The sequence below is a fragment of the Psychrobacter sp. NG254 genome (genome assembly GCF_015277735.1).
Lineage (GTDB): Bacteria > Pseudomonadota > Gammaproteobacteria > Pseudomonadales > Moraxellaceae > Psychrobacter.
Genome location: NZ_JADHDA010000002.1, coordinates 420,385 through 446,182, shown reverse-complemented (window position 1 = coordinate 446,182; position 25,798 = coordinate 420,385). Strand labels below are relative to the sequence as shown.

General features: G+C 42.5%; 19 protein-coding genes. 2 read left to right on the top strand and 17 right to left on the bottom strand.

Annotated features, from left to right (window positions below; genetic code table 11):
* Window positions 1-384: 384 nt before the first annotated feature.
* Together mutS and fdxA are read left to right on the top strand one after the other, a co-directional pair.
* Window positions 385-3,363 (top strand): DNA mismatch repair protein MutS, encoded by a 2,979-nt coding sequence (gene mutS / locus IP510_RS04555; RefSeq protein ID WP_413786458.1) that lies wholly within the window; start codon window positions 385-387, stop codon window positions 3,361-3,363.
* Between the two features lie 92 nt (window positions 3,364-3,455).
* Entirely contained in the window at window positions 3,456-3,779 is a 324-nt protein-coding gene (gene fdxA, locus IP510_RS04550; protein ID WP_194363584.1) for a ferredoxin FdxA, read from the top strand.
* A 287-nt stretch (window positions 3,780-4,066) separates the two neighbouring features.
* On the opposite strand, the gene IP510_RS04545 is transcribed toward fdxA, so the two are convergent.
* From IP510_RS04545 to IP510_RS04465, 17 genes are all read right to left on the bottom strand, one after another.
* Window positions 4,067-5,581, bottom strand: coding sequence for a PglL family O-oligosaccharyltransferase (locus IP510_RS04545; RefSeq protein ID WP_227669503.1), 1,515 nt, complete (start codon window positions 5,579-5,581; stop codon window positions 4,067-4,069).
* A gap of 69 nt (window positions 5,582-5,650) precedes the next feature.
* Complete coding sequence (locus IP510_RS04540; RefSeq protein WP_194363582.1) at window positions 5,651-6,079, bottom strand: pilin; 429 nt, start codon at window positions 6,077-6,079, stop codon at window positions 5,651-5,653.
* Window positions 6,080-6,710: 631 nt separating this feature from the next.
* Window positions 6,711-7,148 carry a type IV pilin protein gene (locus IP510_RS04535; protein ID WP_413786450.1) on the bottom strand — a complete coding sequence of 146 codons (438 nt, stop codon included), beginning with the start codon at window positions 7,146-7,148 and terminating at the stop codon, window positions 6,711-6,713.
* A 22-nt stretch (window positions 7,149-7,170) separates the two neighbouring features.
* Window positions 7,171-7,734 carry a type IV pilin protein gene (locus IP510_RS04530; protein WP_194363581.1) on the bottom strand — a complete coding sequence of 188 codons (564 nt, stop codon included), beginning with the start codon at window positions 7,732-7,734 and terminating at the stop codon, window positions 7,171-7,173.
* A 29-nt stretch (window positions 7,735-7,763) separates the two neighbouring features.
* Window positions 7,764-11,834: a PilC/PilY family type IV pilus protein gene (locus IP510_RS04525; RefSeq protein ID WP_194363580.1), complete on the bottom strand. Its 4,071-nt coding sequence runs from the start codon at window positions 11,832-11,834 to the stop codon at window positions 7,764-7,766.
* A 41-nt stretch (window positions 11,835-11,875) separates the two neighbouring features.
* Entirely contained in the window at window positions 11,876-12,733 is an 858-nt protein-coding gene (locus IP510_RS04520; RefSeq protein WP_194363579.1) for a PilX N-terminal domain-containing pilus assembly protein, read from the bottom strand.
* 12 nt (window positions 12,734-12,745) lie between these two features.
* On the bottom strand, window positions 12,746-13,741 hold the full coding sequence (locus IP510_RS04515) for a PilW family protein (protein WP_227669469.1): 996 nt from the start codon (window positions 13,739-13,741) through the stop codon (window positions 12,746-12,748).
* The gene (pilV, locus tag IP510_RS04510; protein WP_194363578.1) at window positions 13,741-14,424 is read right to left on the bottom strand and encodes a type IV pilus modification protein PilV; all 684 of its coding nucleotides are present in this window, start codon (window positions 14,422-14,424) and stop codon (window positions 13,741-13,743) included. Before pilV ends, IP510_RS04515 begins: the two co-directional genes overlap by 1 nt.
* Window positions 14,424-14,921, bottom strand: a complete 498-nt coding sequence (locus IP510_RS04505; protein WP_194363577.1) for a GspH/FimT family pseudopilin — start codon at window positions 14,919-14,921, stop codon at window positions 14,424-14,426. The genes pilV and IP510_RS04505 overlap by 1 nt, the downstream gene beginning before the upstream one ends.
* 341 nt (window positions 14,922-15,262) lie before the next feature.
* Window positions 15,263-16,096, bottom strand: a complete 834-nt coding sequence (locus IP510_RS04500) for a ComF family protein (RefSeq protein WP_194363576.1) — start codon at window positions 16,094-16,096, stop codon at window positions 15,263-15,265.
* 34 nt (window positions 16,097-16,130) lie between these two features.
* Entirely contained in the window at window positions 16,131-17,609 is a 1,479-nt protein-coding gene (locus tag IP510_RS04495; protein WP_194363575.1) for a phospholipase A, read from the bottom strand.
* A gap of 372 nt (window positions 17,610-17,981) precedes the next feature.
* Complete coding sequence (dsbD, locus tag IP510_RS04490; RefSeq protein WP_194363574.1) at window positions 17,982-20,126, bottom strand: protein-disulfide reductase DsbD; 2,145 nt, start codon at window positions 20,124-20,126, stop codon at window positions 17,982-17,984.
* Window positions 20,127-20,173: 47 nt separating this feature from the next.
* Entirely contained in the window at window positions 20,174-20,740 is a 567-nt protein-coding gene (locus IP510_RS04485; RefSeq protein WP_227669468.1) for a protein-disulfide reductase DsbD N-terminal domain-containing protein, read from the bottom strand.
* Window positions 20,741-21,065: 325 nt separating this feature from the next.
* The gene (gene gspG / locus IP510_RS04480; RefSeq protein WP_194363753.1) at window positions 21,066-21,503 is read right to left on the bottom strand and encodes a type II secretion system major pseudopilin GspG; all 438 of its coding nucleotides are present in this window, start codon (window positions 21,501-21,503) and stop codon (window positions 21,066-21,068) included.
* A gap of 493 nt (window positions 21,504-21,996) precedes the next feature.
* Entirely contained in the window at window positions 21,997-23,199 is a 1,203-nt protein-coding gene (gene gspF / locus IP510_RS04475; protein WP_194363573.1) for a type II secretion system inner membrane protein GspF, read from the bottom strand.
* 167 nt (window positions 23,200-23,366) lie between these two features.
* Window positions 23,367-24,431, bottom strand: coding sequence for a hypothetical protein (locus IP510_RS04470; RefSeq protein ID WP_194363572.1), 1,065 nt, complete (start codon window positions 24,429-24,431; stop codon window positions 23,367-23,369).
* 276 nt (window positions 24,432-24,707) lie between these two features.
* Entirely contained in the window at window positions 24,708-25,643 is a 936-nt protein-coding gene (locus IP510_RS04465; RefSeq protein ID WP_194363571.1) for an AraC family transcriptional regulator, read from the bottom strand.
* Between the last annotated feature and the right edge of the window lie 155 nt (window positions 25,644-25,798).

Genomic DNA, 25,798 nt, shown 5'->3' with positions numbered 1-25,798 from the left:
GCGTAGCTCTTTGCCTTGTCATCACCCGACTAAGTACTACCTAATTTAGTATCGCCCAATTAAGTGTGCCGTCATTATATATGGTTATGGCGCTGATGGATACAAGGGCAGCGAGTAGATATTTGTCGCCCTAAAAACGCTGTAAGACGTGTTAAAATAGTGCAGTTAATCTCAAGATATTATATTGATAAAACCCTATCTAAGTACCAAAAGAGACTCTGCATGACCGTAAAGCCGTCCATTCAAAATAGCAACGCTAATCCTGCGCCATCAAACGATACTGTTTCAAACGGTACTTTTTTAAACAATGCTGTGTCAAAACAAGACAGCGATAATCGCTTAAATGTCGGCGATACCGTCTATCACTTAGCAGATCATACGCCAATGATGGTGCAATATCTGACCATGAAAGCCAACTATCCACAAGCACTGCTGCTGTACAGGATGGGCGATTTTTATGAGCTGTTTTTTGATGATGCCAAACGCGCCGCACAGATATTAGATATCACCTTGACTCGCCGTGGTACGGATAAAGCGGGCAATACTATTGCTATGGCAGGTGTGCCTTTTCATGCTGCTGATAGTTACATGGCACGCCTGATTGCTGCTGGGCAAACGGTGGTCGTCTGTGAGCAGATAGATGAATCAACCACTGGTAATAATACCAATGACAATACATCCAGTCTGCCAAATATGGGTGACAAACAAAAAAAGAATAAGGGCAAATCGGCAGCTGGCAGTATCATGCGCCGCGAAGTGGTCAAAACGCTTACAGCAGGAACCATCACCGATGATGCATTGATTGCGCCCAATCATACGCCTACGGTCGTCGCCATTGATATTGCTATGCCTAAGGCAAATAGCAAACAACCCATACAAGCGGCTGTCAGTCAACTGGACTTGGCAGCTGGCACGCTGACGACACAGACTTTTCTTGCCAGCAGTGATGATACTAAAGAGCTGCAAGCCCAAATGCTCACCGTGTTGGCGCGCTTTGCTCCCAGTGAATGCATCATTAGTGAAGCGCTCAGCGATAGTATCAGTGATATTGGCGGTACTGATGCAGAGTGGATAGTGTGGCTGCGTCAAAACCTTGATTGCCCTATCATAGAAGTCGCGGCAAATGACTTTCATCGCGAGCATGCCAGCGACACCCTTTGCCAACAGTTCGAGGTACAGCGACTCGATGGACTAGGTATCCACGAGGCTCTACTTGCGCAGACCAGTTGTGCCGCGCTCATTCACTATGCGCGCCAAACCCAGCAGCGCCATGTGCCACAGGTCAATCAGCTCATCGTCGAATACAGTGACGATTACCTCATTATCGATGCCAATAGTCAGCAAAACCTTGAACTATTCACCCCTGTGAGTAGCAGCGGCACCTCATTGATATCTGTGCTCAATCACTGTCAGACACCAATGGGCAAGCGACTACTGGTGCAGCAAATGAAGCGCCCACTGCGCCAACATGCACGTATCAATATGCGCTTGGATGCGATTAACCATCTATTACATACAGAACAGTCGGCAATCGAAGCGGATGCAGACTTAACACACAGCTCATTAGTCACAAATCTACGCGACACCCTAAATACCATTGGTGACATCGAGCGTATTAGTAGTCGCATTGGTCTGATGAGCGCCAAACCTCGTGACTTACGTAAGCTCGCCGACGGTATCGCCAGTAGCGCGCAGCTTACTACCCTACTCATTGCGTCAGGCATCAGCCATGAACAGGCTGGATTATTGCCAATGCTCATGCAGCAATTACCCGCTCAGCTATCTGCCGTCCAATCGGTAGCCGAGTTGATTGAGCGCGCCATTATCATTGAACCGCCAGCACATATTCGTGATGGCGGTATGTTAGCCGCAGGCTATGATGATGAGTTTGATCGTCTTACTCACTTGCATGACAATATCCAATCGACGCTAGATGAGATGGTCGAACGCGCCCGTCAAGATAGCCAACTGCCCAGTTTAAAAGTAGGCTTTAATAAAGTCAGCGGCTTTTATTTTGAACTGCCCAAGATGCAAGCAAAAAATGCCCCTGCTCATTTTATCCGTCGGCAAACGCTCAAAAGTAGTGAGCGTTTCATCACTGATGAGTTAAAAGACGTCGAGACAGAGTACCTAAGTGCACAGTCTTTGGCATTGGCTCGTGAGAAGCAGCTGTATCAAGAGCTATTGAACCAGTTAAACGAACACTTGGCTGAACTACAACAGCTGAGTGCTGCTATCGCCCAAATAGACGTCTTAAGCAATTGGGCACAGCTTGCGACGACCTATCATTGGCAACGTCCAATCATGGGTCATGAGGCAAAAGATCAGAATGAGGCGATAACTACTGAAACCAGCATTGATATTCGTCAAGGTCGTCACGTCGTGGTCGAGGCGGCACTGAATCCTGCTAATACGAATACCAAAACTGTAAATAACGCACATAAGAGCCACTTTGTCGCTAATGACTGTGCGCTAGGCAGCCTCGAAAATCCTGAAAGACTATTGATGATTACTGGCCCTAACATGGGTGGCAAATCCACCTATATGCGCCAAACGGCGCTGATAGTCTTGCTTGCTCATTGCGGCAGCTTTGTGCCAGCTGAGCATGCGTATATCGGTGATATCGATCGTATCTTTACACGCATTGGCTCAGCCGATGATTTGGCAGGTGGCAAATCGACCTTTATGGTGGAGATGATCGAGACTGCCAACATCTTGAATCAAGCAACTAATAAGTCATTGGTACTGATGGATGAAGTCGGACGAGGTACAGCCACCACTGACGGTCTGGCCATTGCCCATGCTTGTGTCAATCGCTTGGCAGAGATTGGTTGCCTGACGTTATTTGCTACTCATTATTTTGAGCTAACGCAATTGGCAGAAGATTTAACAGAGAACGGCAAAACTCATTACGCTAACATTCGTAATGTCCATGTCGCCGCCAGTGAAGTCGATGGTCAGTTATTGTTACTTCATCAAATCAAGGAGGGCGCAGCTAGCTCCAGCTTTGGACTGCATGTCGCAAAAATGGCAGGTATTCCCACGCAAGTGTTGGATGATGCCAAACGCTACTTGGTCAATCATTTAAATATAGACACGATTACAGCCGAAAACACCAAAATCATTGATGACAAAAATGAATTAGCTAAGTCAGTAACGGATAAACGGCAGGGAGTATCTCTATATAATGGGCAAACATTAGATACTATCAATGTTAATGAAGGTCTGAAAAATTATAGCATTTCAGAACAAAATCAACTGTTTAACCTACAAGATGAGCTAGAGACTATCGATCCTGATAGCTTAACGCCAAAGCAAGCGCATAATTTATTATATCATCTGAAAAAGATCATGAGTCATTAAAGAGAATTGTCAAACCGTCGTAAAGGCGCTAAAATACGAGTTATTTTCTAGCGCTTCTATTTAGCCCCATCCAATAACAGGTAGACCTCACTATGACCTTTGTCGTTACAGATAACTGCATTCTTTGCAAATACACCGACTGTGTGGAAGTCTGTCCTGTGGACTGCTTTTATGAAGGCCCAAACTTTCTCGTCATCGATCCTGATGAGTGCATCGATTGTGCACTATGCGAGCCTGAATGTCCGGCCAATGCTATCTTCTCAGAAGATGAAGTACCAAAAGATCAAGAAATGTTCACTCAGCTAAATGAAGAGCTGGCGCAAAAATGGCCAAACATCACTGAGATGAAAGGCCAAATGCCAGAAGCCGCTAAGTGGGATGGTGTGGAAGGTAAGATTCAGTACTTAGAGAGATAGTTAGTGGCTCTATACTGATTATCATTACATAAAAAAGGCTGTCGCTTTGCTACAGCCTTTTTTATGTTTTATAGGTCATTAAAACTAAGCTTCGCTAATAATTTAGACCATACCGTTAGCTTTTAGCCTAGCGTTTTTTTATATTATTTTACTTATCTAAGACAGCCTCTTTAATATTATAATATTACACAAAATTATACTAGATTTTAAACTCAGCCTAAATAATTCAAAAATATAATGTATGGAAACGTTCCAAATATATTCCTTAATATTCAACAGCTAAAATCCTATAAACAATTATTTTTTAATTCAGAAATTGAACTTATGTTTCTAAACCTTAAACCTGCATACTTCATAGGTTTATTTATATTGCCTTGGCTATAAAGCTCTGATTTATAGTACATAATTAAATTACTATTTGTAGGATAACTATAAAAAGCTCTCTCTATGTTTTTTGGTTTACTATTATTTAAAACATAACACTCATCTAAAAACATAATATCATTATTGATATCTAAAGCATCTAATAGCAGTATTTTAGAAGATACGGGCTTTACTTTTTGAGAGAATAAGTTCTCAGAAGCATAAATAGCCTTTTTCTTGTTAAATACGAAATAATCTCTTGTGACAATTGACACTGAAATAGTCAAAAGGCTAATCAAAAAAATAATTAAAGCATTTACCTTTATCGCTTTAGCATCATATATTTCTCGATGTAAAACACCGATATAAAAGCCGATCGGTAATAAGAAATAGGCGTATGCAAACGGATATTCAAGCATGCAATGTATAAAAAAAGCAGTAATTATAAGAAAATACATCAATTGATTTGATGTATTGATTCTTATAAACGTTTTGAACAACCAAATACTTATAATAATAATAATTGATACACCTATAGGTATACCAGTCCATACGATAATATCTAAAAATAAATTATGAGAATATTCAAACCATCTAATTAAGGGAAATTTTAGAGATGCTGATGTTTGCGCTACCGGAGTTTGATTCCAACCGTACCCAAACCATGGTCTATCCATAATGGCGATGAGCATTTGTTTCCATATATGGAGTCTTGTAGAGTCAGAACTGATTCTTTGAGTCACAGTCAGACCTTGATCATGGAAGAACAAAGTTATATAGGGTAAAGTCAAAACCAAGCAGAAAAATAGTACAGCACTTCTTAACAAAGTACTAAAAATGTTCCACTGCTTCTTGAAAAGAGTTAGAAGTAGTATTGCAAAAAATACTACCCAACTCGTTCTAGACTGAGTGAGTACTATCCCTATCATTAGAGCAATACTTACTATGTAATAGAATTGTACTTTTATCTTATAATTTTTAAATAAGATAATATTAGAGAAAAACCCTATAAATAGCAGAGTTGCTAAGTTATTAGGCTGACCTAAATTAGCGAAGGGTCGGCGCGAGGTACTATCTAATATCAATACCGAATGGTACAGACCGCTCCACTGTATTAGCTGTAGTACTACGCATGATAAACTTATGAATACGAAGAAAAACGATAACCTTTCAATATCTTTAAACAACTTATTGAAATTCGCACCACTAATTATACCTAGAAAAAAAACACTGATATAGATAAGTGATAAGACTAGCTCTTGAGTGAAAAATAATATTCCAAATAAATACTGAACTAGAGGAATAAACGTTATACATCCAAAGACATATATGATTCTTTTATCAACTTCGACCTTATTTTTATATATTCGAAAAACTAATAATATAATTAGAGCCGAGATAGCACATAAATCTTGAAATCCGCTTACCCATGGCTGCATAAAAATAGGGCTAAGATAGCTTAGCCCTAAAAGTAGATAAAATATATTTGTCAGCATCAGTAAGTACTATTAAGTAGCAGTGCGACATTCAGCTGGTACAAATTTAAAACTCTCAGCAGTTGTAGTACATGCCCAAGTTACATTATTACCCGTATAAGTAGGCTTTAAAGTAAGTGGTACTGATTTGGCTGCTGCTGTTGTCGTAACTAAGATAACGCCATCTGTACAAGTCGATGAAGCTACGTTTTTGGTGGCATTTGAAGCACTAACAAGAGCTACTCCTGAACAGGCTCCAGCCGTATTAATAGCAGTACCACCAGCACTAATAATATTTTCAGATATAGTAGTTTTCATAGCAGATGCAGTAGTCAATGCTTCTGATACACGAGCGCGAGTCGTATAATCAGTATAAGCAGGTATAGCAATCGCAGCCAAGATACCGATAATAGCGATAACGATCATTAGTTCGATTAGGGTAAAACCTTTTTGAGCGTTCATAAGCATGTCCTTTAGAGTAAGGTGATAACAAATCGGTTGATACGCTATTTGGTATCACTATCTGCCATCTATTATAAATATAGGGTTTGTTAGTTTGAGTAGTTACTGAACTTGCTCATCTAACTGTCTTGTTATTATTGTTGCAGGTAGCGTGCCAACTTTTCAGTCTATCTTCATTTTTTACTACAAATATATTGCTACTGATAATTGAGCCTGTTTACGGATAATAGCTGTCTATAGCCTATATGTACTTATTTTATAGTATGTGAAGGTACGATAAATAAGGTGTTGAACAGCATTCGTCCTAAGATTAAAATGAATGTAACAGCCATAAATTGACATAGTTAAGCTGCTGACATTTTTTGTCTACTTATTATTGTTACTGAAGACCTACTAAAAATCGTCAGTTTGATTGAGGATTAAGCGGATAAGGTAACTAACATGACATTTTTTGTCAGGCGACTGGCTATTTCTTATTTTGAGAGCAATAAAAAAGAGCCATCCTAAATTAATATAGGATGGCTCTTTTTTATTGCTTTGTCCCGTCCTAAAATGAGTTGAGACAGACTTGGTAGTTAGCAAATAATATCATATAGATTACAACGCAACTTTTTTATGAGTAATAACTCTCTTAATCGTTCCACCTATCATCCGTTCCACAGTTTTTAGTATTAATATTAACGATACGACATTTAACGCCTTGGTAACTGAGACTTAAGTTGCCATCATTAGCCATTTGCGTACCTGGTATAGGTGACGCAGTGATAGTCCATTGACTGGTCAATGGGTTGGGCGTTATCGCGACAGTATATAGCGCCGTACCTTGTCTAGGATAGTTGACGGTTAGATCTGTCACGACCATACCTGCATAGCGCCCTTGTGCCAGCTTACGGTTTTGAACCTCAGAGGCGATATTGTGCATTTCGCTCATCATATCAGCACGTTTAGACTTGATAATATACTGCTGATAGCTTGGATATGCAATAGCAGCAAGCACACCAATAATGGCCAATACAATCATCAGCTCTATTAGGGTAAAGCCTTTTTGCTGTCGTATCTTCATATACATTTAGCCTTATTTATCACTCACACTACCACGGCGTTTGACCTGTGCCGCAGTCTGTTTTTTTAATATCAATAGATAGGCTGTTTTGACAACTCAAACCCGTACTTGTTAACACCATGTAGTGAGCAGTACTAGTGATACCTTTCGTATTGGGCGTCGCTAGCATTTTCCATGTACGACCAGTAACGATACCTGTCGCTACAAGCGAGCTACCTGTGTCAACACCATCTACCAGAGTAATGGCATAGCGATGGGTAGTGGCATTACTACCATCAGGGACATAGATAGTTCGATTGTTTGTCTCACTATAATTATAGGACACGCTGTTATCGCTACTATTGATCACTTCAGGGGTAAAACCTTGATAGCTTAGAGATCGTGCCCGCCAACGCTCTAGCTGAATTTGAAGCTGAAGCATCTTGGCTTGGGCTTCTCGTTCAGCATTAGCGACTACATAGCGGCGATAGCTTGGAATAGCAACAGCTGCCAATATAGCGACAATAGAAATAATAATCATGAGCTCAATAAGCGTAAAGCCTCGAACATTATCTTTATATGCACGCGTGTTTGCCACTATTGAATCTGTCATCTTCGATATCGCTTTATCAGTTATGTTTCTCACTGAACACGCTCATACCAGACTCTAGGCTGAATAGTATAACGCTCGTTAAATATATACTCTGAGGCGCTACCATCGCCGCCTCCAAGATAGTTAACTCTATTATCCGCTTTGATGCGCTCTGCTAGGGTGGTTGTGCCGACTAACACTTTTAGATTGGTATTGTCTTTATTAAATGCTCCCAGTGTGAGCTCTTGAATGCCCTGACCTGCAGGTATAAAGCCCCCTGTCCCTGTTATAGAAGTGGTGTCCATACACACACCATAAGGCAAGCAATACAGCTGACGTTCAGAGCCACCTCTGATTTTAGCCGTACAACTATTCACACTGCCGTATTGCTTATCAGGATTATAGACAGTCGTAAACAGTAAGCTATTGATAACCGCGCTATCGCCCAAGCTCTTGTTGTATTTTACATTGGTTTGTCCATCGAAACGGGTCAATGGGTAATACCAACCTTTTTTCGTACCCGCAATCATACCCGCTTTAGCAGTATTTTTGACAGCCTCAGTTGGCGTGTTTCCAAGAGCTGTTGACAGGTTAGTTAAATCAGTCTCTGTGATGTCTTTGGTATTAAATGTCGATGTTGTATAAAGATCACTGCGTGTCAGGTCAGTGTCTATGATGCCGTAGACACGATTGGCATAAGTATTATTATCTCGTAATTTGGATAGAGGAGCACTTCGATTACCTGAAACCACATTAACAAGCCCAAAGAGCTTACCGTTGTCAGGCCCACTCTCTCTACGATAAAAGCTGATGATTGGACGCTCATAAAAACGGTAAGCAAAATTATCACCTACACTACCACTTACTATGCTCGGTTTGGTATTCAATATACGTATAGCAGGCTTAGTGCTAAAGTTCGTCACTTCTGTAAATCCGTACTGTGTAGTACGCGCATTTTGAAAATCAACGCGGAAAACCTGTCCACCCAAATCAGCTGCATAAATATGATCGGTCAGTCCGTCGTTGTCTCTATCAAGCACGGTAATTTCACCCACGATACTATGAATCATCTCAGGTTTTATGACATTGAGAGCTGCACTCAGTCCAACACCAGTTGCACCACTCGTTGACCATATTAGCTCGCCAGTTTTGGCGTTAATCATATAGATAGCATTACCTTTCGCAGGAGTCAGCGTAGTAGGAGTATATACTTCACTCTCGTAACCCATATCATAACCACCACCGAAAACAAGTACATCTGTCGGCTCAGCATCACTCGACTTCAAACGAATTTTAGCCGCTGTTGGTTTGCTCCAAGTCTGCCCCAAACGCTTGAAGTTGTTAGATGCCGTATAGTTAAGCCCATCTGGGGTAATCGTAAATTCAATTTTTGGAACAGAGCTTTTGGTGATATTTATACCATATAAGGCCTCGCCACCCATACGTAGACCACCATAAGCAAACACACCTTTGCCAGTGGCACTATCAACTGTTACTTTTTTATTATCTAAATCATATTTATAGTCTGTGGTCACAAGCCATGGCGCATCGACACCAAAATAAGGCTGGCCAATCTCAGTTCTGGTCGAGTTACTGACTAAGGCATCTGGTTGATTGATTAACATAGATCTTGGTATGACAGCAACGGTCTCTTTACCATCTTTGCCATCTACTAGGTGTAGAGCACCATCCATAGAGCCAAATAACACATAATCATCACGAGGATCAGTGATACGGCCATTGATATCTAATGCCGCCCCATAAGAAACAGCAGTTGGCGTTGAGTGTACGACACCGCCTAGTACTTTAGTGTCTTTGTTAGGCTGAACCAAAGTAAGATCGCTTGTCACAACATCAGACAAAGCCACTCCGCTACTGACCACTAGATCTATCTCTTGCCCATTTGTTTTAATGGCTTTGTCGAACCCTAAAAAGTTAAGCAAACGGCGCTGATTTTGTTGCGTATAAGTCGCCGTATCGACCAATAGATTAAACCCTATTGGTTTACCAGCGCTGCTGACACTCAGTTCTCGTAATACTGGTTTTTTATTTCCGGCTGTGTCGTAGTCGTAGTCTTCAACATATATTTTTCGCACGCTACCACGATCTGATTTCGGTGTACGTAGCTGCGCGTATACACCGCCTGCATTGATGTCGTTATTGGCAGTACCACCTTTCGTATTCAAATAATCTGCTGTCTGCCAGATGTCTTGCGTCGTTGTACTCAGATCACCTGCAACGTTATTGTATAGACGGCTATCACTCTTGCCAAACAACGTACCTTGGTCTAGGTTGTATTTCTTTAGATTGCCTTTCCATATACTGTCGTTTGAGCTTACGTTAGGAGCGAGCATTGGTAGATAAGCATATGCCAGCTGATTTGAGGCTTGATAAGGATCTTCTGGCACAGTAATAGTACCTGAAGGTGCAGATGGTAATGTTTGATCTAAGTCATCTACAAAAGTAGTAATACTCTTGACAATATCATCTGTAGATTGCGCTGAATAAAATCCACCTTCACCATAACCGCCAACTTTTGCTGTTAAATCAGGATGTGACTTTGCTCCCCAATTACAAGCATTTTTTGCATCTGTATCTGCGATCTTCTCACAGTTATAATACTCACGGGTTGTCTGATTACCCAGACGATCGGTATAAGAAAAGCTGCGAATCACTCTATCTCCTTCAGGTTTCGCCGCATCTGCTACTTTATCAACATCGAATACCGATCCAAAACCAACCACAGCTGTCAAAATATTGACACCCAATGGATTTTTGGTCGGATCACGTAAAGCTTTAGCGAATGCACCTACTGCAGGCATACCACTAGTTGCTCCACTACTACCATTTGGTAAGAAATTAGATGAAGGCACGCTAAAGGAATTATTGCCTAAGGCAGATCCCATCAAAGGTAAAGGTGCAGGAGAGCTATTCGGCTGGCCATCTGTGAGGAAATATATACCTTGGCCATCACAAGCCGCTGTCGACGTTAGCGGACTTTTGTAATTAATGCTACTAGTCGCTTTAGAAGTAGTAACAGACTTAGCGAAACCACTATATCCTAGTTCTTCTGCAGTTTTTGTAGTCGGTGTTAATGTTAATAAACAAGTTAACGAACTGGCATTTTGGCACGATGCAGTTGTAAAACCGGCAGTACTAGTAATATATACATTAATAAGATATTGCGTGCAATCTAAACCACTACTACCCCAGGTTGAGCATTTATAGTATCTATTGTTACTATCTATTTTAATGTATTCTTCTTTAAAGGAAGAAATCAAAGCAGAGGTGTTTTTGCCCAACATATAAGCACCAGCTTCAGCATAAGCATTTGCAGTTGGTGTACCGTTTTCACCTTTTAGAGCCGCTACTGCTGTTTTGATAGTAGTGCGTTGTGCTGTAGTTAATAACGCAGCAGGGACGACTATTTTGCCACTACTGCCGTCACCACCGTTGTATGTGTTACTACTATTACTTTGTGAAGAAAACTGGCCAATTCCAATAGCTATTTTACTAGAGTCTAATTGTGTGCTGTCCATTAAAGTGAAGATAGCATCTTTAAGACGAGTTAGACGATCATATGCTTTGATAGCGCCAGTACTAGACTTGTAGTAATAATCATTGTTGCCAGTACTAGACTCTTTAGTATACTGTAAAAGCGTTGTAGCACTAGGTTCACTAATTTCATCGTCACAGATACTGCTAGTAGCGCTGGTACTACCTTCGCTACCACAACGATACCATCTATTATTGCCACTGCTTGTCTTATTACGATAAAAATATTTTTTTTCGCCTGCAGTCTCACAGTAGTATCTTGGATACGGAATGACGATAGGTTCTACACCTTTCGTAAAAGACGTGCCACTTGGTAAATCACAAGCGTAGTCGGTATTACTACTAGTTAGACTTATACTCATACTGCCCGAAGTGTCTAACATCATCATGATGGTCGTTTTACCACCTTCAGCTGCTTCGTATATCTCTAGATCACCGATTTTCTTTCCATTGGTAGCACTATATGCCAAGGTACTGATAGCTGTAAGACCAACTAATACCGCTGCTGACAAAGTCGTAATACGTAAAATTCGATTACCAGACTGTCTATCTTGTGGGTGTTTCATGATCTTATCCTTATGCTATCACTACAATTAGAGAGCTGTATTTATGTTGACGGTATTAGGCTACACAGTAGCGCAAGCTCGGTAGTCAACTTACCACTTCCTTTACCGAGCTCAACACACTTGGTACGTTGAGATTGGTTTTCAACATTGGCTATCTCATACAGAACGGTACTTGGTACACCAGCTTTTGCCATACAGCCTGCAATGGTCTTTTCTTTATCAGTGACGCTTTCGTACTTGCTGGTCATTTTTAAGCAGTCTCTAGCCGCATCTTCTGCCCCTGCATAAGCGGGTAATATTGCGCTGCTATTGATATCAAAAAGATAGGCTTGGCTAGAGCTACTGCTACCATCTTGACCAATTGTATAATTCCGAAAGGCTTCATATTTAGGACTAGGGGGTGTCAAAGAAACATTGACTTGTGTCATGCTAGCATTACGCTGACTGACATAATCATCTGGCTCGGCAGGATTACAGTAGCCGTTGTTATTACCCAATACATTGCCACCACCTGCTACCGTTATGGTTGCTCGATTGATATTAAAAAACTGACCGCGTGGACGAAAACAAAAAATATACTCATTATTAATGCCACCAGTCTTAGACATAAAATGACCAAAAGGGCCGCCACTAGAGGTCATAGCAATATAGATATCACTACTACTATCGCCATTGATGGTTTGTTCTATATTTTGATTGGCGTTATCCGCTGACTGTATGAGTAAGGTATTGACCTGATCACTGGTTGCAAGACGTAGATCAGTGGTGCTGTTTTTGACCGCAATCACGCCACCCAATATAATCAATACTAAAAACAACAACACCACTATTAATACTGCACCTTGCTGAGCATCTGATGACTGCATTTTTGGGTATGGATACTTTTGATGATTGAACATATTACCCTCCAGCTATGGTGTTGTGGTTGCAAATTTTGGTGATGTTGCGGTAATGGCCATCAGCCGAGCATTACGCAGTAGCACAGTAGACTCATAGCTACGACGATAAAATTTTCTGCGTACAGTATCTGTTTTTAGATTTTGGGTCACGCCTAGAACAGTGAATATTTCTTGATCAGCGCTCGTTATCAGTGGCGTCGTGCTACGGATAATAGTGCCTACTTTTATCGTTGTGATTGGCGGTTTATCTGCCAGTTCGAGGTAAGTACTAGGTGCTAAATAGGTCAGTTGATTGATACCTATTTGAACGCCTAAAAATACTTTGAATTGATCAACTGCTGGTACAATAACTTCACCATTTCCATTAAAATTAGTTAAAACAGCACCTTCCTCACTTACTCGACCTGCGGCGCAGACTAATGATAGCTCTTGCACTCCCGTACTAGCAGTAGCACCTGTGGCTAAACGAACAAAATAACGTTCCACCACCCAATTAGCACTATTAGCAGCGATCTCAGCCCCTTGGCAATCATACAAAGGACTGTTCGTGATGTTTTTGTACTGTATCGTCAGCTGATCACTCATTATATTGGCTATGTTTGATACGCCAGTAAATCCTGCGGAACCTGCGCTATTGGTAAGTAATGTAGTAACTGTAGCATTGGCCGTACCCAAATTTGTTGGCGTCAATACGATCCCGCCATGATTGCTCGTACTGCTGATACTCGTAATAGGATTGCCTAAATTGGCCAGACGTATACGCTTCTCTAGCCCTTGTAAGGAAAATATACTGCTGTCTTGTACCTCTGAAGCGCTTTGCTGAATGGTAATGGTACGAGTATTAATAACATAAACCTGTATAACAGCTGCTGATATCAGTAAACCTAACACCAGCGATATCATCAGCTCAATTAAAGTAAACCCTGCCATCGCCTTAGCATAGTGATTCATATCATTTTGCCCGATAGTATTTGTTACTCGCTGAGCTTTCAAATTAGCAGTAGTCATTAGTAAGCCTCCGAAATCAAGCATTGGCTACCATTTTTGTAAATACCTTTACTATTGGCACAGGCATTGGCATTAATGCCCGTACTTGCATCAGTTAACAGTGGCTCAGTATCATTCCATGCAGCAACCACACACATTTGCTGCTGAATAGTCGCTTGGCCAGCATCTGCAGGGCATCTGATGACAGCGATTTTGATGTCTTCTTCCCGAGCTATCTGTTTGACTAATAATATGTCGCGAGCAGCGAGTTGATTGATACTACAAGATTGCGTTGGTACTTTTTTGCTATCGACAGTTTTTGTACCCGTAGAAAGACAGTTGTTAGTGCCGTTTATGGTAATAGGTGTTCCATCGATAGTCGCACTATAAACTCCACTCGCACTACTCGCCAACGATGGAATACTCGCAACGGCCTGAACCAAAGGAATCGCGCCAGTTACGTTTGATGTGCTAGTTGTAAAAGCTGTACCACTACCAGTGACATAGGCATCAGGATAGGCACGCATCACTTCTGCCAGATTACGTACTAATGTCAATGACTTGGTACGCACAAGACTCTCATCGGTTGCACTAACTGCACGTACTTGTAGTGCACTAAAGCCTAAGACAGCAATGGACAATAATAGTACGGCTACCATCACTTCGATCAGCCCGACTCCATATTGATGACTAAGCTGACGCATTAGCACGTACCTCCTATCTGACTGGTCACGTTGGCAATAGCACTGACCACAATTTGACGAGGACTGGCCACGTTATTACTATCACAAATAGTGAAAGTACGCCCTGTAGTGACACGTTTGCTGGGCTCAAAAATAACTGTAGTAGTACTTGATGAAGGTTGTATAGTACTTTGGGCAGCATAATTATAAGTGGCTATCACACTTGCTTTTGAATCTGAAGCCGTAAGCGTAATTACTCTAGGGTCACTACCATTATTGTAACTCAAAGTCACATTTTGACGACGGATAATACTTTCAGCTTTGGCCTCTTTCAGTGCATTAACTAAAGTAGCCGTTGTCGACTTCACGCGCTGATTGGCAAGCTGCGTACTAATACTTGGTGCAGCAATACTCACAATAATAGCAAGCACAGCAATCGTTACCATCAGCTCAATTAAGGTAAAGCCTGAGCTTGTTGTATGAAGCTTAAGTGGTCGACTGTTTAGAGATGCGCTCACATCATATTCCTATTTATAACTGCCATTATGTATCTGATATCGTGATTGATTTAGAGCCAATAACAAACATGTTTTACTTTATAAGTATTACTTATTTTTATGCTGACTTACTAAATAACCTGCAATTTTTGTTCCATCATATTTAATGATGATATTGTCCATAAATTGCTGATGATAAGAATATTAGCAATATCGTTAAAAATTACTGTCTTAGCGAGACGTCTCGCCTATAGGAGCATGCAAGCTCAGCTGTATTAATAACAAATTAATATATATTATTTTATTAATATAGCGTTAAGGTGATGTATTAGCAATATATTGCACTCTATAGATAGCTTTTATCATTGGCTACCATGTGCTAACGCATAGGCAGAGACACGATAGCCATTTTGATGCTTAGGATTCATTATCTCTGTCATTTCAGTTGAAATGAGTACACGTGCTAGCGCCTGTAGGCTGGCTCCCGTGGTGGAAACATCGTCGAATAACAGTAAGCGCTTTACGGGAGGCTTTTCGGTCAGGGCAAAAGCATTGTCTAAATTGCTCAAGCGTTCAGCGCGAGTCAGTCCTTGCTGGCTAATCGTATCATCGATACGTCTAACGCCGTGCCATAAGGGGATATGCCAATGCTTCGATAGTTGTGCCGATAATATACTGACAGGGTCAAATCCACGCTTAATCAGTCGCTGATCCGTGGTTGGCATTGCGACAATGACACTATTATTGTAGTAGCAGCCATGTGGACGTGGCAGTTGACGTATAGCGTGTAATAGTAGTGGCAACTTGGTCATGTCTTCATGATGCTTGAAAGACCGAATTGCCTGACGCATTGGGTAGTCGTAGTAGGTTGCCGCTTGGATCGTCAACGAGGTGCCAGCGGCAATATCAACCTCAAAAGATTTTGGTAACCATATAATACTGTTGTGGCAGTCAGCACAGAGTAAGCCTTTGTTTAAGCGATGACTTATCCGATGACGAATATTGGCAAATATGGTGTTATTTAGTGAGGGCTCAAACGTAGCAGGCGCATTGGTTGAGTGCTGGATATGAGAGGGTGAATCGTACTGTCGTAGCTCAGATTGTGGAATACTACGATAGGTGCGGCATAGTTGGCAGCGTACATATAGGTACTCTGCCAACCACAGTCCGGATTGATAAGGTGCTAGACGAGGCATCGGCTGTCATAAGTCAGGGTAGATGCTACTGATATCAAAGCCCTTTCCAGTCGTTGAGTACGATACCGAAGCCAATAGAGGTGTTTTCATGGTTATAATCGATGATAGATTCGCCATAACCTTGGAACAACTGCACCATCCCGTTAACGTTTTCTGACAACGGGTAAATATAGTCAAGCTGTGCCGCACCTTTATTAGTGCTTGGGTTATAACGCAATGTCCCACTGAGGCTCTGCTGACCTGGCAAGTCATATAAGAATTTGATATCACCATAGCCCATGTAATCTTCGATATCTGGGTTATCATCATCGCTATTACTGTCACTATTTACTCGAGCCCACAGACGCGGTATGACTGAGAGCTTGCCCCACTCTGCGCCTGCCATCAGATAAGCGCGGTTCCATGAACGTGACAACGGATCATCTTGTCCATTAGAGTGATGGACAGCACCTGCACCGAGCATACGTAAACGTCCGCCAAACGGTAGGTCGGCCGTCACAGGCTGTGTCAAAAATATTTCAGGCTGATAGTCTGTGGCACGAAACGGTCGTGAATTATCTTCATTATAAACCTGCCAATGCGACTCTTGGGTATAACCGAACCACAAATCAGCACTGGTATCGAATAAATCTTCTGCAACTTTTGTCTTTAGAGATAGCTGGAATTTTAGCTCAGTTTCACGCATCTCGTTAGTGGTTAAAGATTCAGTCTCTTGTGATGGTGTACCTGGACTCAAATTAGGATCAAAAGTATAGAACAATGGCAGCAAATAAGTCGGGCGATACGGTCTTACTGTCCATGTACCACGCTCACTGTTTTTGTCTAGGTCATAAGATAGACTGAGTGGCGAGAATTTTTCGATGTCTGTTTGAGTGACACCTACATTTTCTAAAATCTGTGCTTCATTATCTATTTCTATGTTGCCATTTGCCTTCAATTTGCTAGCTGCTGTTTGCTGATTGCTCATTAAGATGGTATCGGCATCTTCAACTGTCGTACCACTCATTGACGTTTGAGACTCAGCCAATATCACTTTTGGATTACCTGAGACCGTACTTTGAAATGTCTTTGCCAAATCAATTGGTTGTTTGGTTGAGGTATAGCTTGGTGTTTTACCTTGTTCAGCTACCTTATCAAAACAGGCCAAACGAGCACTACTGCTCTGTACTTGCGTACACTCCAAAAACAGCTTGGCTTGCTGTGCAACAAACGCTTTGTCATTCAGTTTTTCCATTGGCATGTCTACATTTGAGTCAGCTTTAAGACCGCCACTCTTTTGCGACGCGTCCAAGCTTTCGTACTCAAATGCAGCCTCTGCTGCTGGTATCTCATTATAAGTTTGAGCCGTGTCAGCAGCTTGTGCTTGTACTGCCGTAAAACTCAAGGCAATAGCGACTGCCATACTCAAACAAGTGTGCATACCTTGATAGGATATTTGGTGCGAGCTATCAGCTTTACGACTCATTGTATTGGTACGTTGTGGTTGACGTTGAGCAGTGATATGGGCAAACATAGATGTCCTTTATCTAACCGACGTCGCCGCCAGCAGAGTATATAAGATAATTGATATAGCCATTAGCGTTGCCGCTAAAAATTAGATGAAAAATCAATAACTGGCCAATACGAGAGGGAATCATTACAGACTGTAATGCACCTTCAATATTGTTACGTTATTGTAATGAAAATATGAACACTATACTAGCGTTATTGACAGATAAAATACGCATGAATCAGCATAAATCATACTAAACCAAATACTTAGAAAATATTCTAAAAAAAGAATAAACCGCACCAAAAAAGCCAGCGTACTGACATAACAGTACACTGGCTTTTTTATTCGTTAAGCAAAAAATCATGGGTTAGTAACTTTATTAAGTCCTAATTATCAATCATTCAGCGCATCCAACGTCTGCTCAAACTCTGCGCGACCGATCTCACCGACTTGTTTCTGTGTCAGTTGCCCCTCTTTATAGTAGAGCAGCGCGGGCGGACCGAACAGCTTATAACGTGACAAAATGGCTTTTGAGTCTTCGGTTGTCTCCGTGATATCGAGCCTCACTAGCTGCCAATCTTGCATCTGAACTGGACGATTATGAAACAGGTTCTTGTCCATAATGCGGCACTCAATACACCACTCTGCTGTCAGATCGACGATGACATTTGGATTGGCTGCTACAATGGCATCTAACTCAGCCAGCGTGGTGATCGTCTTATCAGTGGTGCTATCATTATTCCCTGGTTGACCCGAGGTTGACTGTACCATCATCGGTGCGGCACTCAATGATGCTAAAGGATGCAAGCTATCGTCGTTGCCCAGTGCTGCGCCAATTATCAAGCAAGCCGCCCAAATACCAGCCATTAGACTGATCGCTTGGGTCAGCATACGCGCTTTGCCAAGCCAGCTCCATGCCCATGTGGCCACGACCATAAACCACAGCGCCCATACCATCAGCATAACTGGTGATATAAAGACGCGTTCAATCAATAGCAGTGCCACGGCAAATAATAATAAAGCAAAGCCCTGCTTGACCCAGTTCATCCACTCCCCTGCCTTTGGCATAATTTTGCCTTGGGTCGCACCAATTAAAATGAGCGGTGCGGATAAACCAAACCCTAGCATAAATAACGCCACAAAGCCCAGTAGCGGATTGCCAATAGTAGAGACGGCTAGCAATGCCCCGAATAATGGTGCGGATACACAAGGTGACACCACGAGTGCAGATAAAAACCCAGCGACTAAACTGCCGCCCGTACTACCCAGCTTGCTATCCCCTGCTTGGCTCAAGCCTTGCATTTTGCGACTAATGGTTTGTGGCAAGCGAACCGTGAAAAAACCGAGCATGTATAGTGCTAGCAAGACAAAGACGATAGCGAATCCAATGAGAATAATAGGATTTTGTAGCCAACCAATAATACCCAACGACTCACCAAACACAGCAATGATCGCGCCCAAAACACCATAAGCCGTCGCCACACCAATTGCATAACTGGTGGTCAAAATGACGCCGCGCTTGACCGTGGGGTTTTGCTCACGAGCCACGATATTGGCAACGATGGGTAGCATGGGCAATACACATGGGGTCAGTGCCAAGCCTAAACCTGCCAAAAACAATAATACCAAGGCAAGCCATGGATGAGAGGCTAAGCCAAAAGGATCACCATCGACCAACGGCTCTGACGTTGTCTCATGGCCATTAGCTGCGCCATTTACGCCACTTTTTTCACCAGATAGCGTGTCTGTCGTCGTACTACCATCTAACGACTCATACTCCAAGCTATCGCCATCGATTAAATCATAATCAATGACCTCTTCATCAGCGGGTAATTGTTCTGTATCAAGCGTAGTGTTATCAATATTGGCTGTCGCTGATTGAATTACTGTGCTGTCGGCCATAGTATTTGCGCTATCACCTTTCTCAGATGATGCACTAGCAGCTGCACCATTCTCAGTTGTTGCCTGTGCTGACACAGTTTTGATATCGACCGTGGTTGTGATTTTTTCTGGTGGATAGCAAAGGCCTGCTTTGGCACAGCCTTGCCAACCAATGACAATTGGCACATCCAACATGCTTTTACCATTGCTAGTAGTCAATGTGGTGGTAGCGACCATATTGGCTTGATCAAACACCAGTACCTTTCCAAAAGTAGGATCATCAATCGAGTATGGTGTCTGGCTAAAAGTAAAAGGGGCTGCCGTCACGCCAGCCGGTAGCGTCAGTTTAAGCTGCTTCTTATAAACGTAATGCTCAGGCGTGATATCAAAGTTAACCGCTAAGCGTGTACCAGACTTGACTGGCGTAATACTACTACTCACCTGAAAAGCTTGATCGACTGGCAAAAACTTTGATTTCGACGCGCTTTGACTACTGCCAAACAGATCGCCTAGCCCTGCAGCATGAGCGGTCGTTGATGTCACTGGTAGCCCAGCAAGCAGTGAGCTACTCGCAATCGCTAGCGCGAAAACATAGGACTTATTTAAATAACTATTTGCCGTGAGCGATTGAGATCGTTGTGGCGGCTTGATTGACATAAATAACTACCTATTATTACCAATATTTGAATCGACCTGCATACTATTTATTTTCGTGTCGCTGCAATATCTACCTTGGTTTTTATTTTTTCGGGTGGATAGCACAGCCCTGCTGTTGCACAGCCTTGCCACTCGATAATCATTGGTGCATTTTTTGCGCCCTTGCCATTACTTGTGGTCAACGTCGTGGTTGCAACGACGCTCCTTTGTGTGAATACAGGCACTTGACCGAATGTTGGATCATCAATTGAGACAGGCGCTTGATTAAACGTAAAAGGCGTTGCACTCACGCCTTTGGGGAATTTCAAAGTCAGCTTGTTTTTATAGACATAATGACCTGGAGTGATTTCAAAACTTATCGACAACCGTGTGCCTTTGGAAGTCGCTTTGGTATTACTGACCACCTGAAAGGCTTGATCGACTGGTAGAAATTTTGATTTGACTGAAGCGTTGCCAAACAAGTCATTTAGACCTGCAGCCTGTGCGTTGATAGATATCATAGACAGCCCAGCTACCAAGGAGGCACTAATAACAGCAAAGGCTTGTGCGCGTCCATTTTTAGAGATAGGTTTTATGATAGCAATGGGCGATGTATTTGACATGTTGATTGACATAAGTATTACCTTGAATGGCAGGTGTAGTAGCAGATAATAAAAGAGCGACTATATCGATATATAAGATGGTTATACGAGCATGCAGGCGTGGCCTCTATCAAACATGGCCGTTATCAAAACTAGTAGCTATCAAGTACGGTCATTATTAAAAACGGCCATTATCAAGCACAGTCGCTATAAAATCGTACTGTGAGAAAAGGGTTTTCCACATTACTAAAAGTGTATTCATAAAATATATTGATAAAAAACATCAACCAATAGAGCCTTATTGGTTGATGTTTTATGAGTGCTGTTTGCTTGAATAGCTTAACGTTAACATTGAGACTTATAGCTGGGCATAAAGGTCTGTGTCCTGACCTTCACCGCCTTGTTGTCCATCTGCCCCTAACGAAAATAAATCATAAGGACGACCTTCACTGCCTGGCGCGACATACTGCATCTCGTTTTCCCAGCCATCAGTTGGGTAGCCACCTTTGATATAACCACCTTCGGGATAATTTTTTGCATCAGCAGGCGGTGTGGTCAACGCTTCTAAACCTTGAGCCGTGGTTGGATAACGTGAGTTGTCAACTTTATACATATCTAGCGCATTGGATACGGTGGCAAGCGCTGTCTCAGTGGTTTTGACGCGCGCTTTGTCGCTTTGTCCGACTACTTTTGGTACCACCAGTCCAGCAAGAATGGCTAGGATAACAATAACGACCATAATCTCAATAAGAGTAAATCCTGCTTGACCAGATTTCATTGCCACACTGCGCTGCATGGCTGAAGAAGCAACCTTAGGGTCATTTACAATATTTGAATGGGATTGCGTATTCTGAATAGCACTTTTTGGCGTCATATTTACTTGGAATTTGTCAGTCATAGTCATCGCTTTGGTCATCACAGTTATGTAAATAGTAAAAGTGGCGTTCTATCGTGGCTCTCATCAATGATATATCAATGAGCTCTGAAACTGTTGTCACTATAAACCATGGTTTTATTTTTATCCAGCGCTGCGCCCAGTTTGAGTTTGCTATTTTAGCCAAAGTGAACTGTTAGCTGACACCAAATGTATGACTATTGATCCATGCTTACTATAGCGCGGCGCTTGTGTTTGCCATAGCAAAAATAGCGTTCGTTCAACAATATACAACAGTAAGCAAACCTTAAGAAAGCTAATCCATGGTTTAGCAAGCAAGATAGCTGATATGAATAGAATAAAGGAGAATTAGAGAGAGGTTTTGAAGACAGGAAGCTAGGGCATTGACTTTAATTTAACCTGCCAAATCATTCATATTAACGATTGGCAGCATCACCGCCATGACAATAATCATTACCACCACACCCATCAACACTAGCATCAACGGCTCAAGCAATGACAGTAAGGTACTGATAAAGTTGGTCGCCTCAGCCTCTTGCATATTGGCGGCACGGCTTAGCATGTTTTCAAGCTCGCCTGAGTTTTCTCCACTTTTTATCATCTGTACCATCATCGGTGGGAAGTAAGTAGATTTCTCTAACTGGCTAGACAAACTAGAGCCTTCTGTGACTCTATCGGCCGCAGTGATAATAGTTTTTTGGATGTGTAGATTGGTCGTTACCGCAGCCCCAATATGTAATGCCTCAATTAACGGCACGCCTGAGCGTACCAATATGGCCAGCGTACTAGCAAAACGCGCCGCATTGAGTCCTTTGGACAGTCTGGCCAATATAGGCAATCTCAATACAGTACTGTCTATCGTCAACTTACCAGCTTGCGTTTGGGCAAAACGGTAGAATAAAAATGCGGTACTTGCCAATACTAATAGTATCAACCACCACCACTGGGTGATGATATTCGATAAAGCCAGAACGATTTGGGTAATCAGCGGTAGCGCTTGCTCAGATTGCTCGAATACTTTGACAATTTTGGGCACCACAAAGCTCATCAGTCCCATAATCACGCCAATGGCCATGACCATCAGCACAATCGGATAAACCATAGCGCCTTGGACTTTCTTCTGGAGGGCAAAGCGGTTTTCGGTGTAGTCTGCTAGCTGATTGAGAATGAGGTCTAAGTGACCAGATTTTTCGCCTGCGGCAATCGTGGCGATATACAACGGCGGAAAACTGGCGGCTTGTTGTAGGGCACGCGCTAAGCTCAAACCCTCTAGGACATGCGAGCGTACTGCCAGCATCAGAGATTTGATATGAGTCTTTGGTGATTGTTTGGCGACAGCGGCCAACGTTTCTTCGAGCGGAATGCCTGCGGCGAGCAGTACAGATAACTGACGTGTTAGCAGTGCAAGCTCATAGGCAGAAGGTTTTTTGTAGCGGTTTTTGCTTTGGCTCTGTCTGTCATTGACCGCACTGACCTCAACCGGCGTCCAGTGTTTATCACGCAACTGCTGACGGACTTGCCGCGCAGAGTCGCCTTCTAGCAAGCCTTTTTGGACACCACCATGGTCATCAAGCGCTTTAAAATGATAAGCGGGCATAGCAGCGGATATCCTAAAAAGGTCACAGACAAAAGGTTGTAGTATTTACTCAAAAGCTCAGGTTTTCAAAAGCGTAAATGCTTAAAACTTTCAATACTTTAAAAATTTCAATGCTTTAAAAAGCACATTGCGTAGATAGTGTCATCATTTATACGGCAATGAGCCTATTAAAAAAACGGTGTTGAGTCATTACTGTCAGGCATCAAGCCCTGCAGCAGTAATACATCTAAATGCTGCTGCTGGATTTTTTTATCAAAATCATTGACCTCAGCAATCAGCATTCTCTCGATACGTTTGTCACTGGCAAACATACTAAGACGCGCACAGATCACAGCCAACTGATAAATGCGTTTTTTGCAATAACCATCTAGCCCTTGTAGCAGCCTAACCATATGCGGTGTCTCAAGACTGGCATAGTCATAATCAGTGATTACCTGCTGACCAAGCGCCCTGACACCATAGCTGATCGACAAGTGCGCGCAAAAATAACAGCTGAACAAATACCCAATCACATGACCGATATAATAGCCTCGATCATAGGTAAAGCTGCTTACACCAAAGTGACCGAGTACATAACTATTTAGACTGCCTTGATCCTGAATTGGTTTACCATGCTTTAGTTTACCGACAGTGGCAAAGCATAATGGGTTTTGTCCGTCCTGAGTGGTCAACTGCCAACCTGCAGGCTGCTGAGCAGGCATATGACGCACAATATCATCGATAATATCGTCGATGACGTGCAGCTGCTGCCAAAGCCTATCAAGCGCCTCGGTGTCCATAAGACCACGCTTATCAAGCTGCTGAGCCAGCAGATACTGCTGATACTCTACAAACTGCGACTTGAGCGTTTGCACAAGATACGTGGGACGCGTATTGGCAGATGCCATATATAGCAGTCGAGTGCGCTCATGCTGAGTACGATAAAGCGCCACACGCTGCGCGGCTACACTCTCTTCACTAGCAGCAGGAATTACTGTTACGGCGTTCGCATCGGCTCGTTCAGGAGAAGCGACTTCTGCGGCGCTGACTTCCTTAGTGTCTGATAATGTAAACAATGTCAGCAAGGCCGCTTTGTCAGGCATTTCTACTGCACCTTCTATCTGAGCAGCTTCGTTCCTGCTTTGACCATCTCTGATAGTTTGCTTATTAGGCTTGTTTTCTTTTTTAGCAGTTGCAGTAGTGCCTTGATGGCGATTGGCTTCTGTACTTGGCTTTGCGGTCGGTTCAGTCATAACACACCATCAGCAGCAAAAATAAACATCGTCTAGGTTTTTTATAGGACTGTCAATCAGTGACAATCAATACGCCAAAAACGCGCGCTCATACCTTGACGATTCATCGTCCCATAGTACCTGAACCCAATCACATTGTCAGCTGTACCTGTTCAAAAGAGCTCGCGTCAATATCAATGATACGACACTTATAAACCTTTGATACTTGAGAACTAAAAAAGCGTTAAGAACACATTGGCATCCTTAACGCTTTGAATAAAAAAAATATGAGCTACCTTAGGCAAGGACTTGCTTTTGATACTGCTGACGATAGGCTTTTGGTGAAACCCCATAAACCCGCTTGAATGCTTGGCTAAAAGTAGAATCTGAGGCATAGCCTACCATCTGGCTGATACGGCAAATGCTATTTTGCTGCAAACGCAAATAGCGCGCCGCTAAGCGTAAGCGATAGTCAATCAGATAGGTCAATGGCGGCATGCCAACCGTGTCTTTGAACCGCTGCGCAAAGCTAGAACGGGACATCCCTGCTACCTCTGCAAGCTGATGTATCGTCCAGTTTTTACTGGGTGCTCCATGCATTGCGGCAAGCGCCTTGGTCAAAAATGGATCTTTCATTGCCTTGAGCCAACTCTCTGTGGCTTCAGGTAAGCTCTCAATATATACGCGTAAGCATTCAATCATCATGATGCTGGCCCAATGATTGATGACCGCTGTTTTTCCCATACGCTCACGCTCAGCTTCGAGTGTCAGCAGCTTAATCTCTACATCGATGACCTCAAACCGACCATCATCTTTATCATTAATTTCGGGCAATATAGGTGGCAACACAGACAATAAAGGATGAATCATCTCTTTATCATATTTGCACTCAATCAATATCAAAGAGGAATTGGGATCACCGTCGCCATTGATATCGAGCGTACGCTCTTTACAGTTGAGCAATAAGTCATCAAGCGATTCGGCGACATCGCCATTATGATTCAGCGCATAGCTCACATGCTTATGCGCGTTCGGAATCATAATCATATCGCCAGTACGCGCCTCTCGTAGACCATTCCCGACATCAATACAAAAGCCGCCAGACATCACTAGATAAAACAAAATCGTGTCTTTTCTAGTGATTGAATAAGACCAATTGCCAGCGCCATTTAAGCGATAGTACTTCGTCTCAAATAAATGCACGTTTTGTAGCAATACGCTCAGTGCGTCCATCCATCATTTCCTCAATAATACAGGGTCGATACCAACCAATCTCACAAAAACATGCACAGTATTAAACATATCGCTTCAAACTTACCCAATAGACACAGTAATTCGTCCTAGCTGACTTTTGCTAGAGCAGGTCATCATTTCGAAATCATGATAAA